14 protein-coding genes are annotated in these 15,595 nt (G+C 66.7%); all 14 read right to left on the reverse strand.

Annotation, left to right across the window (positions count from 1 at the left end; all coding sequences use genetic code 11):
- Window positions 1-30: 30 nt before the first annotated feature.
- From QY049_RS19095 to QY049_RS19160, 14 genes are read right to left on the reverse strand one after another with little or no spacing between them, the layout of a single operon-like run.
- Window positions 31-915, reverse strand: coding sequence for an amidohydrolase (locus tag QY049_RS19095; protein ID WP_258765888.1), 885 nt, complete (start codon window positions 913-915; stop codon window positions 31-33).
- On the reverse strand, window positions 912-2,033 hold the full coding sequence (locus tag QY049_RS19100; RefSeq protein WP_301269843.1) for a VWA domain-containing protein: 1,122 nt from the start codon (window positions 2,031-2,033) through the stop codon (window positions 912-914). The genes QY049_RS19095 and QY049_RS19100 overlap by 4 nt, the downstream gene beginning before the upstream one ends.
- A complete protein-coding gene (locus QY049_RS19105; protein ID WP_194480823.1) occupies window positions 2,030-2,911 on the reverse strand; it encodes a MoxR family ATPase in 882 nt (293 codons plus the stop codon). Before QY049_RS19105 ends, QY049_RS19100 begins: the two co-directional genes overlap by 4 nt.
- A gap of 12 nt (window positions 2,912-2,923) precedes the next feature.
- A complete protein-coding gene (locus QY049_RS19110) occupies window positions 2,924-3,946 on the reverse strand; it encodes a xanthine dehydrogenase family protein molybdopterin-binding subunit (protein ID WP_258765891.1) in 1,023 nt (340 codons plus the stop codon).
- A complete protein-coding gene (locus tag QY049_RS19115) occupies window positions 3,947-5,539 on the reverse strand; it encodes a xanthine dehydrogenase family protein molybdopterin-binding subunit (RefSeq protein WP_194480827.1) in 1,593 nt (530 codons plus the stop codon).
- Window positions 5,540-5,550: 11 nt separating this feature from the next.
- The gene (locus QY049_RS19120; protein WP_194480829.1) at window positions 5,551-6,027 is read right to left on the reverse strand and encodes a (2Fe-2S)-binding protein; all 477 of its coding nucleotides are present in this window, start codon (window positions 6,025-6,027) and stop codon (window positions 5,551-5,553) included.
- A 5-nt stretch (window positions 6,028-6,032) separates the two neighbouring features.
- Window positions 6,033-6,851 carry a xanthine dehydrogenase family protein subunit M gene (locus tag QY049_RS19125; protein ID WP_301269844.1) on the reverse strand — a complete coding sequence of 273 codons (819 nt, stop codon included), beginning with the start codon at window positions 6,849-6,851 and terminating at the stop codon, window positions 6,033-6,035.
- Entirely contained in the window at window positions 6,852-7,295 is a 444-nt protein-coding gene (locus QY049_RS19130) for an SRPBCC family protein (RefSeq protein ID WP_194480832.1), read from the reverse strand. It lies immediately after the preceding gene.
- A gap of 5 nt (window positions 7,296-7,300) precedes the next feature.
- Entirely contained in the window at window positions 7,301-7,738 is a 438-nt protein-coding gene (locus tag QY049_RS19135; RefSeq protein ID WP_194480834.1) for an SRPBCC family protein, read from the reverse strand.
- A 10-nt stretch (window positions 7,739-7,748) separates the two neighbouring features.
- A complete protein-coding gene (locus QY049_RS19140; protein ID WP_194480836.1) occupies window positions 7,749-10,655 on the reverse strand; it encodes a flotillin family protein in 2,907 nt (968 codons plus the stop codon).
- A 27-nt stretch (window positions 10,656-10,682) separates the two neighbouring features.
- Window positions 10,683-11,516: a phosphoenolpyruvate hydrolase family protein gene (locus QY049_RS19145; RefSeq protein WP_194480837.1), complete on the reverse strand. Its 834-nt coding sequence runs from the start codon at window positions 11,514-11,516 to the stop codon at window positions 10,683-10,685.
- A gap of 3 nt (window positions 11,517-11,519) precedes the next feature.
- Window positions 11,520-13,739, reverse strand: a complete 2,220-nt coding sequence (locus QY049_RS19150; protein ID WP_258765893.1) for an ABC transporter permease — start codon at window positions 13,737-13,739, stop codon at window positions 11,520-11,522.
- The gene (locus QY049_RS19155) at window positions 13,732-14,514 is read right to left on the reverse strand and encodes an ABC transporter ATP-binding protein (protein WP_194480841.1); all 783 of its coding nucleotides are present in this window, start codon (window positions 14,512-14,514) and stop codon (window positions 13,732-13,734) included. The genes QY049_RS19150 and QY049_RS19155 overlap by 8 nt, the downstream gene beginning before the upstream one ends.
- Complete coding sequence (locus tag QY049_RS19160; protein WP_258765894.1) at window positions 14,507-15,595, reverse strand: branched-chain amino acid ABC transporter permease; 1,089 nt, start codon at window positions 15,593-15,595, stop codon at window positions 14,507-14,509. The genes QY049_RS19155 and QY049_RS19160 overlap by 8 nt, the downstream gene beginning before the upstream one ends.

A 15,595-nucleotide genomic window follows, 5' to 3' on the forward strand; every position in this document is an offset into this window, starting at 1 on the left:
CGTTTCCCTCCCTGTGTTCTTTCTTGTCTTTCAAAGCCGATAGACGCGAGTTGCGGTACCTCGGAAGATCGCATCCCGTTGCTCGACGCTCAGCGGCGCGGCCGCTGAGCGGAATGCGTCAACAAGCTCGCGATAGCTGGTCCACAATTTCTCGATCGGGAAATTCGAGCCGAACAGGCAGCGCTCGGCGCCGAAGATGGCGACGGTGTCCATGACCACCGCAGCGATATGCGCGCGATCGTTGCGGTGGATGAAGGTGCCGAGCCCCGAGAGCTTCGAGACCACGTTCGGGCAGGTCGCGAGCCGGGCCATGCCGGCGCGCCAGGCCGCACGGCCCGCTGACGAAAGGTCTTCGAGCATGCCAGCATGCTGGAGGATAAAGGTCACCTTGGGGCAGGATTCGGCGAGATGCGCGGCATCGGGCATCTGCGGCGTGAAAACCTGCAGATCGAAGCTCCAGCCGTAGTCGGCGAGCCGCGCGACGTTGCGGCGGACCATGGGATCGATGCAGAGATCGGGCCTGGCCGCGAAACGATAGAGCGGGTTTTCATGCCAATGCAGCTGCATGCGCACGCCGCGAACCAGCGGATAGCGCTTCAAGCGGTCAAGCTGCGGACGCACATCGTCGACAGCGAAATTGGCATAGGCGACGATCGCGTGCGGCCAGCCATGCTCGTCGGCGGTCCGCTGTACCCAGGCCGCTTCGTTCTCGAAACGGTCATTGGCCCAGTTGGCCTGGACGTAGACTGAGCGGGTGACGCCGGTGCCCTTGAGGTCGTCGAAATACTCGTCGATCGGATAATCGCGCCTGATAGCCTCGTAGGGTCCGAAGATGCGAGGTTGCATCGCGCCGACCAGCCAAGGCAGGTCGGCCTGCCGCCAGATATGATGATGCCCGTCGACAATCTCGGTCACGCAACTCTCCTTCGTCCCAAGGCCAGGACAAGGGCGACGATCGACGCGCTCGATCCGCCATCGACGAGGTCGTCAACGAAGCGCTCGATCGCAACGAGCGCCCCCGTCTGCGGACGGAATCTTGGCCCGCTTGCAAGCGGCGTCAGCCAGCTCACGCGCCAGGCCCGCCGCGATAGCTTTGCCACAGCATCACGCAGGGCATCGGGCTCGCCGCGCTCCAGCCCGTCCGAGACGATGACCACGGCTGCCCCGCGCGCATAGCCGCCGAAGCGAGGCACCGCGAGGAAGGCTTGGAGCGCATCGCCGATACGGGTGCCCCCGTCCCAGTCGCTGACGAGATGCGCGGCCGCGCTCAGTGCCTGCTCGCGGCGCTTCACCCGCAGCGCGCGGGTGACGCGGGTCAGCCGGGTGCCGAAGGTGAAGACCTCGACATTGGGCGCGGCCTGCACCAGCGCATGCGCCAGCTTCATGTTCTCCTCGGTGCGGCTTTTCATCGAGCCGGAGACGTCGATCAGCAGCAGGAACTTTCGCGGGCGCTGGCGCCGCTTCATATGCCCGAGTCGCAAAATCTCCCCGTCGCTGCGGACGGAGTCGCGCAAAGTGCGGCGGAGATCGGCAAATGGTCCGCGCCGGGCGCGCATGCGGCGGTGACCGCGCCGTCGCGGCAGGCGCCGCGGCGCTTCGCGAGACAGCCGGCGCAACGCCTCGCTCGTGGAAAGCTGCGCGAAGCGGCGCTCGACCAGCGCCTCGGTACGGGTCGCGGTCAGGCCGGACTCGTTGGCGTCGTCGGAGGGCAGCGGCTCCTCGTCGCCGCGACCTTCTTCCTGGAGGCGGACGGCCTCGTCATCCTCGCCGTCATCGGTGTGCTCGACTGCCTCACTGCCGCGGAAGTGAAGATCGAATAGCCGGTCAAAGGTCACGCGGCGCTCGGGTGGCAGGGCGAGGGTGGCCAGAGCGGCCTGCCTGATGTCTCCGAGGTCGCGCGGGCCGAGCAGTTCGATCGCTGTGAGAAACGCGGTGGTCTGCTCCGGCGCGACGGCAAAGGCGTTGGCGCGCAGCAGTGTGACGAAGGAGACAAAGATGCGGGCGCCGCGCGGAAGCTGAAGCTCGGTGCTCATGCGGTGGCCTCCGCGAGCATCGCGTCGAGCCGGGACGAGATGAAATGCAGATCCTCCTCGTCCTTGAGCGCCACGCCGATCGAGCGCTTGAACGCGTCCGGCCATCGCGCGCCGCCCTTGTTCAGGAGCGTCGCGGCCTCGGCCCAGTCGACAGCTTCCGCGATGCCGGGCGCCTTGCTCAGCGGTTCGCGCCGGAGTTTGCCGACCGCCGCGACGACGGCCCGCGCAGTGGCTTCGGCGACACTGGAGGCTCGTAGCATCACGATGCGCGCCTCGCGCTCCTCGGTCGGATAGTCGATCCAGTGATAGACGCAGCGGCGGCGAAGGGCTTCGTGCAGGTCGCGCGTCCGGTTCGACGTCAGCACGACGACGGGGCGCTCGGCGGCACGTACCGTGCCGCGTTCGGGAATCGAAATCTGGAAGTCGGATAAAAATTCGAGCAGGAAGGCCTCGAACTCCTGATCGGCGCGGTCGATTTCGTCGATCAGCAGCACGGTAGAATCAGGCGCGCGCAACGCCGCCAGCATCGGCCGCTCGATCAGGAACGTCTCGCCATAGATGTCGATGCTCTCGTCGCCGGCCTGGCGGATCGCGAGCATCTGGCGCGGATAGTTCCATTCGTAGAGCGCCGCAGAGGCGTCGATGCCCTCGTAGCATTGCAGGCGGATCAGCCGGCGGCCGAGCACGGCGGCGATGGCTTTTGCCGCTTCCGTCTTGCCGACACCCGGCGCGCCTTCCAGCAGCAGCGGCTTGCCGAGCGCAAGGCTGAGATAGGCGGCGGTCGCAAGGCCTTCGTCGGCGAGGTAATAGGCCGCGCGCAGCGCCCTCTCCAGCGCCTCCGGGCTGTCGATGCCGACGATGTTGCTGCGGACCGCCATGAACCAAAACCTCTAGCGCCGCGCCTGCGGCCGCGCGCCGCCCTGGGCCTTGATCGCGCGCAGCACCTTTTCAGGCGTAATCGGGAGATCGTCGATGCGTACGCCGACCGCGTTGAAGATCGCGTTGGCTACGGCCGGCAGCACCGGGTTGGCGCACATCTCGCCGGGGCCCTTGGCGCCGAACGGACCATCAGGGGCAGGGCGTTCCAGCACGGCGATATCGTGCGGGCAGATGTCCCCGGGGCCGGGCATCAGATATTCGACGAAGTCGCGCGGGCCATGCACGGGTTCGGGATAATACGGCTCCGGCGTCTCATACAGCGCGTGGCTCACGCCCATCCAGGCGCCCCCAACGAGTTGCTGCTCGACCAGGCGCGGATTGAGCGCGCGTCCGAGCTCGTAGGCCGAATCCATTCGCACCATCGCGACCTCGCCGGTCTCGTCGTCGACATCGACCTCGGCGACGAGGCAGGCATGGGCATAGCAGGTCGCCGGCGACATCTCGCCGGTCTCCGGGTTCACCTCGGAGAGGGGTACCAGGAAGATGCCGCGGCCGGAGATGGTCTTGCCCTGCTTGAACTGCGCGGCAATCGCGACGTCCTTGGTCGAGATCGAGCGGTGCGGCGCGCCCCTGACGTGAATGTTGCCACGCCCGTCGGTCTCGAGATCGGCGGCGTTGACTTCCAGCTCCTCGGCGGCCGCTTCCATCATCACGCCGCGCGCCTCGCGGGCCGCGGCCATCACAGCATTGCCGACGCGATGGGTGCCTCGTGATGCGAACGAACCCATGCAATGCGGGCCGGTATCGGAATCGGCCGTGTCGACATAGACGTCCTCGACCGGCACGCCCAGCGTCTCCGCGCAGATCTGCCGCGTCACCGACTTCATGCCCTGTCCCAGGTCGATCGACGACAGCGTCACCGTGAACTTGCCGCTCGGGTTGGAATGCACCAGCGCCTGGCTGGGATCGCCGCCGAGATTCATGCCGATGGGATAATTGATCGACGCGATGCCGCGTCCGCGATGCCGGGTCATCTAGCGCCTCCTGGTGCCGAAGACGGAGGAGAAACGGGTCGCGCCATGCGATGGCGCGGCGGGCCGCGGCGAGGGCGGCGGCGGGGCAGGTGGTGGTGGTTCGCGCGGCGGTTCGCGGGTGACGGTCGGCGGCAGGCGGTCATAGCTAGTGCGCTGTTGAGCCGGAGAAGCGGAGCGCGCGCGTCCGTCCGTTGGCGTGGACGGGATGGTCGCGCGGCTGCCGCCGCCGTCCTTGCGCGAGGACGCTCGCTTGAATTCCTCGCGCAGCGGCCATTTTGCCTTCTCGGCCGCGACCTGCACGCATTCGATCAGTGCCGTGTTCTTGGCCTCGCGCCGGTGCGCCTTCATGTCTCCGTCGCGATAGGCGTTGAGGATCCGGAACTCCATCGGATCCATGTTGATGAGGTTCGCCAGCTTGTCCATCTGGCACTCGATGGCAAAATCCATCGCGGTGACGCCGAAGCCGCGCATGGCGGTCGCCGGCGTACGGTTGGTGAAAACGCAATAGACGTCGCCATAGACGTTCGGGATGGTGTAGGGGCCCGGCAGATGAGCGGCGCATTTCACCGCGGCGTAGCTGGACAGCCGCGTATAGGCGCCGCTGTCGAAATAGGCGCGGATCTTGCGCGCGACGATGCGGCCATCGCGCATGACGCCGTCCTTGATGTAGATGCGCTCGGCGCCGCGCGGCGGGCCGTACTGCATCTCCTCTTCGCGCCCGAACACGTAACGTACAGGCTTTCCGGTCAGCATCGCGCCGAGGATGGCGAGCGGCTCGGTCAGCGTGTCGACCTTGCCGCCAAAGCCGCCCCCTACGGTGCCGCCGATGAAGTGGAAGGTGTTGGACGGGACGTCCAAAATCTTGGCGCAGGTGTCGACCGAGAAGAACAGCGCCTGGGTCGAGGTGTAGACGACATAACGGCCATTGGTGTCGGGGGCCGCGATCGCGCCGTTGGTCTCGGTCGGCGCGTGCTCGATCGGCGACATCTGGTAGCGCTGCTCCAGCACGTGATCGGCGGTCGCCAGCGCCGCATCGGCATCGCCAAAGCGCAGCCGCTGGTGATCATAAGTCTCGTGATAGGTGAAGGTGTTCTTCGGATAGGTCTCGTTGACCACGGGCGCGCCGGGCTTGAGCGCATCCTCGACGTCGAACACGGCCGGCAGCGGTTCGTAGTCGATTCTGACTTTCGCGATCGCCTCGAACGCCTCGCGCTCGCCGTCGGCGACGATGGCGACAATGGGCTCGCCCTTGTAGCGGACCTTGTCGACCGCCAGCGACGGCTCGTCGTCCTTGCCGAAATTGATCAGGCTCAAAAGCGTGTTGAGATTGACCGGTACGTCGGCGCCGCGGATGATCCTGCGCACGCCGGACGAACGCTCGGCCTCGGCCGTGTCGATGCGGCGGATGCGTGCATGTGCCTGCGTCGAGCGCACGACCTTCAGATGCAGCATGCCCTGCAGTTTGTGGTCATTAAAGTAGCTCGACGTACCCGTGACATGGCCAAGCATGTCCTGGCGCTGGGTGCCCTTGCCGATTTCCTTCAAGTTATCGTCGCGCTCGTCGGCGAAAATGTCCTTGCGCAATTCCAGCATGGCGACGTCCTTCAGGCGCTGACCCGGCCGCCGGCGGCGGCGAGGATGGCATTGATGATCGGCTCATAGCCGGTGCAGCGGCAGATATTGCCGGAGATGGCCTCGATGACCTCGTCGCGGCTGGGCGAGGGATTGCGGTCGAGCAGGGCTTTTGCGGCCATCAGCATGCCCGGCGTGCAATAGCCGCACTGGGCGGCAAAATTGTCGGCGAAGGCGCGCTGGAGCGGATGCAGGTTCGGACCCTGCTTCATGCCGTCGAGCGTCTCAACGGAGCGGCCCGCGACTGTTTCCGCCAGCGTCAGGCAGGAGAGGTGGAGTTCGCCGTCGACGAGCACGCTGCAGGTGCCACAGCCGCCCTGACCGCAGCCGAATTTCGGCGTCATGTCGCCGATCAGCTCGCGCAGCGCGACCAAGAGATTGGTGCCGCCGTCGACGAAGATCGCGACGTCGCGGCCATTGTGACGAAATTGCACGGGTATCTTGGACATGCGGTCTATTCCTGTCCGGACAGCAGGCGGCGCAGATGAACGCCGACGATCTCGCGGCGGTACCAGGCGCTGCCGAGCGCGTTGTCGGAGGGTGACGTTCCTTCAGTTGCGGCAGACGCAGCGGCCGCGATGGTCGCCGCATCCAGCGAACGTCCTTCCAGCGCCCGCTCGGCGGCGCGGGCGCGGATCTGCGTCGGCGCCATCGAGCCCAGCGCGATCCGCGCGCCGGCGATGCGGCCGCCCGAGATCGGCAGATGCGCGGCGAGCGTGATGACCGAGCCGCCCTTCGGCTTGATGCGGGCGATCTTGCGGTAGCGGAACGCCTCGGTGCTTGCAGGGCGTGTGCAGGAGATCGACAAGACCAGCGATCCAGCCTGCCGGTCGCGCGCCTGCAAGAATTCCTCGATCGGGATGTCGCGCGAGCCGAAGCCGCCTGCGACGGCCACGGTCGCATCCAGCGCGAGCAGCGCAACGGTGAAATCGCCGTAGGGATTCGGCGCAAAGAGATTGCCGCCGACCGTCCCCATATTGCGCACGGCAGGACCGCCGATCGAACGGGCAGGGGCATGCAGGAAGCCAAGGTCACGCTCGGCCAAGACTCGCGCGAAGGTGACGCCGGCCCCGATCGTCACGCGTGGGCCTGATGCGTCGATGCGTGCCAGCGCCTGGTCCTCGGCGCGCACCACGGTCGAGATCTTGACGTCGCCTTCATTCAGGGCCCGCATCACTAGCGTGCCTCCGCCGAGATAACGCGCGGTGCGATCTGACAACAGCGCCCCGGCCGCCTCGCTGGCACTGGCAAAAGTCTTCACTGTTACGGCCATCTAGGCGGCCTCCTTGAGATGCCGGCGGATTGCTTCGAACCCGGCCTGATAAATGTCTTCCGCGACCATGTGGCTGATGCGATCGCGGTCTTCCGGTCTGGTCGTGAAGCGCGACTCCCAATGCCAGAAGGTGCGATCGCCATCGGTGACCGGCAGCAGGCGGACATGGGCGACATAGTTGAACATCGGGATCGGAGTATCGAGCAGGCAGTAGCTGAAGCTCTGCTCGAGGTCGGACAGTGCCAGCAATTGCTCACGCAGCTCGGCCCCATCCTTCAGCTTGAACCGCCTGATGCAACCGATCTTGTCCGAGGAATGGGCGCGCTCGATCGAGGAGGTCGCCACCGCCGGATGCCAGCGGTCGTGCCCGTTGAAATCGCGCAGCATCGCCCAAGCCGCATCGGTTGGCGCGTCCAGGATCGTGCTTTTGACGATATGCGGCACGGATCTCAGCCTCCGAACACGCGCTTGAGCGCATCAAAGCCGCCCTGGAACACGCCGCCGCCGATATTGCCGACAAGCTCGGTCTCGCGCTCCGGCGCGCAGTCGAACTCGGCGGTCCATTCCACAAAGGTCTGGTCGCCGTCGGTGACCGGCGTCAGGCGCAAGGTCGCGACGTAGTTTTCGACACCCATCGGGGATTCAAGGATCGAATAGGTGCAGAACATGTCGTAGTCGGAGAGGCCCAAAAGCTTCTCGCGGATGCGGTCGCCATTGCGCAGGCGAAAGTCTCTGATGCAGCCGATCTTGTCGGCGGGCTCGCCGCCCTCGATGCGGCTTTCGGCAATCGCCGGGTGCCAGTTCGGCAGGCCGTTGAAGTCGCGTACACGCGCCCAGACGCGGTCGTTGCGCGCATTGACGACGGTGGAGACGTAGACGCGGGGCATGGGTCGGACCTCAGCTCTTCTTCCGCGGAGCGCGGTCGGCCGGCGGTTCGCCGCCGCCCTCGGCCGCAGGCGGGGAGGCCGCAGGTTTGTCGCCGCCCGCACCGCCCTTGCGCGCGGACTCCTTGATGCCCTGCATGTCGCGGGCCTCGCGGATCAGACCCGGCATCTTGGAGAGGCTGCCGCCCTCGACGCCGATGTCGGACAGGAGGGAGTCGATCAACGGCGCCTGCACGCGGTAGCGCAGCGCGGAGTCGATCACCTCGTCGGTGGCGCTGCGGCCGCCGTTGCCGCCATGGCCGTTGCCGTTGAGGCCGTCGACCTGGAGGATGCGGATGCCCTCGATCTTCTCCATCGGCCTGACGCTCTCGCGCACGATGCCTTCGATCCGGTCGAGCAGCTTGCGGCGGAACAGCGAGTAGCGCGCCTGGTCGGTGAGCACGTTCTCGGCCTCATTGAGCATCCGCTGCGCCTCCGCCTCGACGGCGGCGCGGACGCGTTCCGCTTCGGCGGCGATCCGCGTTTCCTCGGCCTGCTTTTCGGCGAGCAGCACTTCGACCGTCTTGCGGCGTTTTGCGATCTCGCTTTCGCGGGCGGTGACGACGCGCTCGGCGGCTTCCGTCGCGCGTATACGGGCCTCTTCGGCGGCCGCGCGTGCGGCGGACTCTTCGAGCGACTTCTGATGGATGGCGATCGCCTTCTCCATCAGGACCGTTTCGACCTCCTTCTCGCGGTTCACTTCAAGCTTGCGCAGCTCGCGCTCGCGGCCGATGCGGGCCTCATCGAGGCCGCGGTCGGAGGCGATGCGGGCACGCTCGACTTCCTCGCGCGAGACAATCTCGGCCTCCTGGAGCGACTGCACGCGGGCGACCTCGAGCTGCTCGATCGCGCGGCGGCGTTCGAGCCGGGCGGCTTCCAGCGCCTGCTCGCGCGAGACGTCAGTGGTCTCGACCTCCTTGCGAGCAACGATCTCGGCCTGCCGGACCTGCCGATCGGCGTCGATCCGTTCGGACTTCTTGGCGGAGAGGGCGATCACGCGGTCCTCGTCCGCAATCTCGATCGCCTTCTTCTGCTCGATATTGAGCACCTCGCGCTTCTTGGATGAGGTGATCCGCTCGGCCTCCAGTGCGAGATCGACCGTGATGCGCTGGCGCTCGGTGGCATCGCGCCGCTTCAGCTCGGCAGCCTCCAGCACGCCGGTCCGCTCGATCTCCAGGGAACGGGTGTCGCGCTCGGCCTGGATGCGTTCGGCCGCAACCGCCTTTTCCTGGGCGATACGGGCTGCCTCGATCGCTTCGCGGGAGGCGATATCGGCTTCCTCGACGGCGCGGTTGCGCGCGATTTCCAGCGAGCGGACGCGCTCTTCCTGGGCAATACGCGATACCTCGGTGGTCTCGCGTGCCGCGATGCCGGCGACTTCGAGGCTCTGGTTGCGCTCGATCTCCAGCTGCCGGGTGTTCTGCTCGGCGGCGATGCGTTCGGCGGCGAGCGTCCGCTCGCGGGCGATCCGGGCGGCCTCGACCGCACGCTGCGCCTCGATCTCGGCCTCCTGGATGGTGCGGACCTGCTGGATCTCCAGCGCGCGGGTGCGCTCGTCGGAGGAGATGCGTTCGACATTGACGATCAGCGTCTGGGCGATACGGGCCTTTTCCGTGGCTTCTCGGGCGGCGATTTCGGCCTCGTCGACGGCGCGGGTGCGCTCGATCTCGCGCCGCCGCGTCTCCTCCTCATTGGCGATGCGGGCGTCGGTGACGACGCGGTCTTGCTGGATCCGGGCCTTCTCGATCGCTTCGCGGGCGGCGATCTCGGCTTCCTCGACGGTGCGCATCCGCTCGATCTCGCGCTGGCGGACCTCGCGTTCGCTGGCGATTCGCGTCGTGTCGATCGAGCGCTGGTTGGCGATACGGGTCTTCTCGATCTCCTCGCGCGCCAGCAGTTCCTTCTCCTCGATGGTGCGGGTGCGCTCGATCTCCTTCTGGCGGGTTTCGCGCTCGGAGGCGATGCGGGCTTCCGCGATCGCCTGATCGTTGGCGATCCGGGATCGCTCGATGGCCTCGCGCGCCGAGATCTGCGCCTGCTCGGCCTCGGTCTCGCGCAGCGCGCGCTCGCGGGCCACTTCGGTGCGCTGGAGCGCGCGACGCATCTCGATGTCGCGTTCCTGCTCCAGCCGCGCGGTCTCGCTCTCGCGCTCGATTTCGAGCGCCTGTCTCTCGGCCTCGAGATTGCGTGTGCGGATCTTGATCATCGAGTCCTGCTCGATGTCGTTGCGCAGCTTGCGCCTCGCTTCGATGTCCTCCATCAGCCGGGTCAAGCCTTCGGCGTCGAACCGGTTCGAGGGGTTGAAGAACTCGAGGTCGGTCTGGTCGAGGTCGGTGATGGCGACGGACTCGAGTTCGAGGCCGTTCTGCGCGAGGGCTTCGGCGGCGTTGGTCTTGACCCGCGCGACATAGTCGCCGCGGCGCTCGTGCATCTCCTCCATGGTCATTTCGGAGGCGACCGAGCGGATCGCCGAGATGAACTTGCCGGCGAGCAGCGCGTGGAGCTGTTCCGGCTCCATGGTGCGGCGGCCCAGCGTCGCAGCGGCGATCGATACGGCCTCGCGGGTCGGCTGCACGCGGACATAGAAGTCGGCTTCGATGTCGACGCGCATCCGGTCGCGGGTGATCACCGCGTCCTGCCGCGAACGCACGATACCCATCGGCAACACGTTCATGTTGACAGGCGTGTAATCGTGAATGAACGGCAGCACGAACGCGCCGCCGTTGATCACCACGCGTTCGCCGAGGAAACCGGTCCGCACGAACGACACCTCCTTGGAGGAGCGGTGGTAGAGCCAGTTGACGATGTAGACGCCAACCACGATCACGATGATGGCGACGATCAGCCAGAGGATGAGCTCGCCGACCAGGATCCCTGACATGTTTCTCTCCCTCAATCCTAAAAGGCGTTACGGCGCGCCGATCGCCTTGAACTTGCGGACCTGCTCTGTCAAAGCCCGCTCCACCGGCAGCCGCTCCATCGAGGAGGCGCCGTAGAAGCCGTGGCAGTAACGCGTGTTCTTCATGATGAAATCGGCATCCTGGGGATCCGCGATCGGGCCGCCGTGGGCGAGCACCAGGATGTCAGGGTTGACGCTGAGCGCGGCCGCGGCCCAGGTGTCGATGCGCGCGGGGCAGTCCTTCAGCTTGGGCGCGGTCTGTGCGCCGATCGTGCCGCCGGTGGTGAGGCCGAGATGGCAGACGATGATGTCGGCACCGGCGATCGCCATTGCCGCCGCTTCCTTCTCGCTGAAGACATAAGGCGTCGTCAGCAAATCCTTCTCGCGCGCCTTCGCGATCATGTCGATCTCGAGCGCGTAAGACATGCCGGTCTCTTCGAGATTGGCCCGGAAGATGCCGTCGATCAGGCCGACGGTCGGAAAGTTCTGCACGCCGGCAAAGCCGAGGGCCTTGAGCTGGTCGAGGAAAACATCCATGTCGCGGAACGGATCGGTGCCGTTCACGCCGGCGAGCACGGGCGTCCTGCTCACCACGGGCAGCACTTCTCCGGCCATTTCCACCACGATGGCGTTGGCATCGCCATAGGGCATCAGCCCGGCAAGCGAGCCGCGGCCGGCCATGCGATAGCGGCCGGAATTGTAAATCACGATGAGGTCGACGCCGCCCGCCTCTTCGCATTTGGCGGACAGGCCGGTGCCGGCGCCGCCGCCGACGATCGGCTCGCCGCGCTTCGCCATCTCGCGAAACCGTTTCAGGAGTGCTGCGCGTTCAAACCGGGCCATCGGTCACCTCGCTACTCTCCGGCGTGCCCCGGCGCGTCCGAACAGGGTTCGGAAGGCGCTCACGATGATCGAGGCGAACTCGGGATCGTTGATATTCTGCTTGACGCGAATGAGCTGCCGGTTGCCGGTCAAACGCACTGTGCGTTCCAGCGTCCGGAACAGCGCGGCGTCGGCCTCGGGGTCCCAGAACGGCTGGCCGCGGGCATCGAGCGCGGAAACGCCACCCTCGGGGAGGAAGAAGCGCACGGGCCCGTCCATCTGGTTCAACCGTTCGCCGATCCAGCGGCCCATGCGCTCGTTCTCTTCCGCGGTCGTGCGCATCAGCGTGACCTGCGGATTATGGACGTGGAATTTACGGCCGCGATAGCGCTCGGGGACGGTGTCCGGCGCGCCGAAATTGACCATGTCGAGAGCGCCGACCGAGCCGACATAGGGCAGGCGGGTGCGGATCACGGCGCTGAAGCGATCCTCCGTCGCCGGAAACACGCCGCCCATCAGGAGGTCGCATATCTCGGTGGTGGTGAGATCGATCACGCCGGCAAGCTGGCCGGACTCGACGAGCTTCTCCATGGAGCGGCCGCCGACGCCGGTGGCGTGAAACACCAGGCATTCGAAATCGTCGCGTAAGTCGGCTGCGATCTTCTGCACGGCCGGCGTGGTGACGCCGAACATGGTGATGCCGATCGACGGCAGCCCCGCGCTTGCCGCGCGCTCCCTGTCCTCGCGCTGGTCGAGCCGCGCCTTGACCATGCCGATGATGGCGTTGGCGCCATTCGACAGCACGGCGCGCGAGATCGAGTTGAGGCCCTGCACGTCGGTGACCGAATACATCATGGTGATGTCGGCGGGACCGACATAGGGCGCGACGTCGCCCGAGGCGACTGAAGAGATGATCAATTTGGGCACCCCGACGGGGAGGGTGCGCATAGCGGGGGCGACCAGCGATGCCGCGCCAGAGCCGCCGGCAGAAATCGCGCCGGCGACGTTGCCCTGGCGTTTGATCCAGTTGGCAAACGCCTCCGCCATCGCCGTCACGGCGGCGCCGCGGTCCGGGCCGAACACGGCGGAACCGCCGCGGCCATGGTTCAGCGCGATCTCCTGCGCGGAAACGTCGCAAGTTGCATGCTTGCCGCTGGTGGAGACGTCGACCAGCCGCGTGCGCAGCCCGGCCTCGCCGATGATGTCGCGGATGAAGCGCAGCTCCGTGCCCTTGGTGTCGAGCGTGCCGACGACCAGCACCGCCGGCGGGCCCGAGGCCTGCGCCGTCGTCGTCGGCTCGCGCTTGCGCCGAGCGGTCTCGTCGAGGCGCGAGACCTGCGTTGACAGCGTGCGCGCCACCGCTTCGATGCGGCCGATCGAGACCGGCTGCGACCAGCGCGTCGGCGGGGTGGGGTTGGAGATGTAGACCCGGATCGGACCGCTGCTGCGTGGAGGCTGAGCAGCTGGCTTTGTTTCGCCGCCCGCCGCCGTCACATCGATATCGGGCTCTAGTTCGGCATGCAGTCCGACGCCAAGCAGGCGTTGCTGCAGCTCTCGGTCAGCGGACAGCCGCGCGGAATCGATGATGCGGTTGATGCGGCCGTTGACCATGATCGCGACATTGCGCGAGATCGCGGTAGCGACGCCGATGTTCTGCTCGATCACGAGTACTGACATGTCGCCGTCCTCACCGAGCTGCAGCAGCATCTCCTCGACCTGGGCGACGATGACGGGCGCAAGCCCCTCGGTCGGCTCGTCCATGATCAGCAATTGTGGATTGGTCAGCAGCGCGCGCGAGATCGCGAGCATCTGCTGCTCGCCGCCCGAGAGCTGGCCGCCGCCATGGTCCTTGCGCTCGGCGAGCCGCGGAAAGGTGTCGTAGATGCGCTCGACGGTCCAGGCGCCGGAGCGCATGCCGCCGGCGAGCCGCAGATGTTCGTCGACGCTCAGCGAGCGCCAGAGCCGGCGGCCTTGCGGCACGTAGCCGACGCCCAGCCGCGCGATCTGCGCCGGCGGCCGGCGCGTGATGTCCTCACCGCGCACCCGGATCGAGCCGCCGCTGACCGACACCAGACCCATGATCGCCTTGCACAGCGTGGTCTTGCCCATGCCGTTGCGCCCGACCACCGAGAACACGCCGGCGTCGAGGGTGAGGTCGACACCCTGCAGCGCGTGCGAATGGCCGTAATAGACGTCGAGGCCACGGACCTCGAGTGCGGCGGCGGAGCGGCGGGCCTCACTCATGGCCGCCTCCGAGATAAAGCTCCTGCACCTCGGGGTCGGACTGGATCTCCTCCGGCAGCCCCTCCTTGAAGATGCGGCCGTTGTGCATCATCGTCACGCTCTCGACGACGCGCAGCGCGACATCCATGTCATGCTCGATGATGATGTAGCCGATATGCGCCGGCAGCGAGGTCAGGATCTCGACCAGCTCGGCGCGTTCGGTCGGCGACAGGCCGGCGGCGGGCTCGTCGAACAGCACGAAGCGCGGCGCACCTGCGAGCGCCAGCGCGATCTCGAGCTGGCGCTGCTGGCCGTGCGCGAGCTCGGCGACGCGTTGGTCTTTCACGGCGGTCAGATGCACGGCCTGCACCAGGCCATCGGCTGCATGGATCAGCGCATCGTTCTGGGTGGGCCGCAGGAAGGAGAAGCGTCCGCGCGAGACGCCGCGACAGGCAAGATACACATTGTCCTGCACGGTGAGGCCGGGGAACAGCGCGGAGATCTGATAGGTCCGCCTGAGGCCACGGCGAATGCGCTCATAGGGCGGGAAGTGGGTGACGTCCTCGCCGAAGAAACGGATCGTGCCCGATGTCGGTGGGAAGTCGCCGGTGATGCAGTTAAACAGCGTGGTCTTGCCGGCGCCGTTGGAGCCGAGCACGGCGCGCCGTTCGCCGGGGCGCACGGTGATGGTGACGTCGGTCAGCGCCGCCAGCGCGCCGAACAGCCGGGTGACGCCGCGCAGCTCGAGCGCAGCACCGGCACCGACGGCGGAGAGGCGCTGGGCGACGCTATCCATGGCCGCGCCCTCCGCCCAGCCGATCCGACTGCGGGCGATGGCTCTGCCGCCAGCGCTGCCACAGGCCGATCATGCCATCCGACGACCAGAACACGATGGCGAGGAAGCCGAGGCCGATCAGCAGCCGGAAACGGTTGCCGTCGAGCCCGATCTTGACCAGGAAGTCGAGCGCGAAGGTGCGCAGGAGCACGAACACGAGCGCGCCGATATAGGGACCGATCGGCCGGGTGATGCCGCCAACGACAGCGATGATGAGGATATCGATGCAGGCGCCGACGCTGACCGAACCCGGCGAGATCTGGCGATAGTTCCAGACCTGGAGCACACCGGCGAGGCCGGCGATGAAGGATGCCACCGCGTAGGCGGCGACGCGGTGCGCATTGACGTTGAAGCCGAGCGCCGCCATGCGGCGCGGGTTGTCGCGCACGCCCTGCAGTGCCAGGCCGAACGGCGCGCGGGAGATGTAGTCGACGGCGAAATAGCACAGCGCGGCGACTGCGAGCACGACGTAGTAGAAGGGGATATCGGATCGCCAGTCGACGCCCCAGAAATGCGGCGTCGCGACGTTGTTGATGCCGGTGTGGCCGTTGAAGATCGCCCAGTTCTGGTTGGTGAAGTAGTAGAACGCCGCCCCGATCGCGAGCGTGATCATGATGGTGTAGATGCCTTCAGTCCGTACCGCGAGCGCGCCGCCGAGCGTGCCGAAGATGGTCGCAAGCGTCAGCGCCATCGGTACGGCGAGCCACCACGGCCAGCCCAGGCTGATATTGGCATTGCCGCTGACGCCGAACACCGCGACCATATAGGCACAGAAGCCCGCGATGGTGAGCTGCATCAGGCTGACCATGCCGCCATAACCGGCCAGGAACATCAGGCTGAGCGCGATGGTGCCGAGTATCAGCGTGGTCGCAAAAATCTCGATCAGGAAGAAGCCGTTGGCGATCAGCGGCATGATCAGAAGGATCACAGCGACGATCCAGGCTGCGGGATTGTTCAGGTCGGGCCAGCCGCGGGCGGCCTGCCGCTGCGCCGACGAAGCGGAGCTGCGGATCCGAATGCGAGTATCGTGGGTGACGGACAT

It is taken from the genome of Bradyrhizobium sp. WYCCWR 13022 (assembly GCF_030435535.1).
Lineage (GTDB): Bacteria > Pseudomonadota > Alphaproteobacteria > Rhizobiales > Xanthobacteraceae > Bradyrhizobium.

What these genes read in the sequence shown, in the direction of transcription:
- QY049_RS19140 (WP_194480836.1), bottom strand. Translation starts at nt 10,655, where the DNA reads ATGTCAGGGATCCTGGTCGGCGAGCTCATCCTCTGGCTGATCGTCGCC.
- QY049_RS19150 (WP_258765893.1), bottom strand. Translation starts at nt 13,739, where the DNA reads ATGAGTGAGGCCCGCCGCTCCGCCGCCGCACTCGAGGTCCGTGGCCTC.
- QY049_RS19135 (WP_194480834.1), bottom strand. Translation starts at nt 7,738, where the DNA reads ATGCCCCGCGTCTACGTCTCCACCGTCGTCAATGCGCGCAACGACCGC.
- QY049_RS19115 (WP_194480827.1), bottom strand. Translation starts at nt 5,539, where the DNA reads ATGCTGGAATTGCGCAAGGACATTTTCGCCGACGAGCGCGACGATAAC.
- QY049_RS19160 (WP_258765894.1), bottom strand. Translation starts at nt 15,595, where the DNA reads ATGTCCGTCACCCACGATACTCGCATTCGGATCCGCAGCTCCGCTTCG.
- QY049_RS19120 (WP_194480829.1), bottom strand. Translation starts at nt 6,027, where the DNA reads ATGTCCAAGATACCCGTGCAATTTCGTCACAATGGCCGCGACGTCGCG.
- QY049_RS19105 (WP_194480823.1), bottom strand. Translation starts at nt 2,911, where the DNA reads ATGGCGGTCCGCAGCAACATCGTCGGCATCGACAGCCCGGAGGCGCTG.
- QY049_RS19110 (WP_258765891.1), bottom strand. Translation starts at nt 3,946, where the DNA reads ATGACCCGGCATCGCGGACGCGGCATCGCGTCGATCAATTATCCCATC.
- QY049_RS19145 (WP_194480837.1), bottom strand. Translation starts at nt 11,516, where the DNA reads ATGGCCCGGTTTGAACGCGCAGCACTCCTGAAACGGTTTCGCGAGATG.
- QY049_RS19100 (WP_301269843.1), bottom strand. Translation starts at nt 2,033, where the DNA reads ATGAGCACCGAGCTTCAGCTTCCGCGCGGCGCCCGCATCTTTGTCTCC.
- QY049_RS19155 (WP_194480841.1), bottom strand. Translation starts at nt 14,514, where the DNA reads ATGGATAGCGTCGCCCAGCGCCTCTCCGCCGTCGGTGCCGGTGCTGCG.
- QY049_RS19125 (WP_301269844.1), bottom strand. Translation starts at nt 6,851, where the DNA reads ATGGCCGTAACAGTGAAGACTTTTGCCAGTGCCAGCGAGGCGGCCGGG.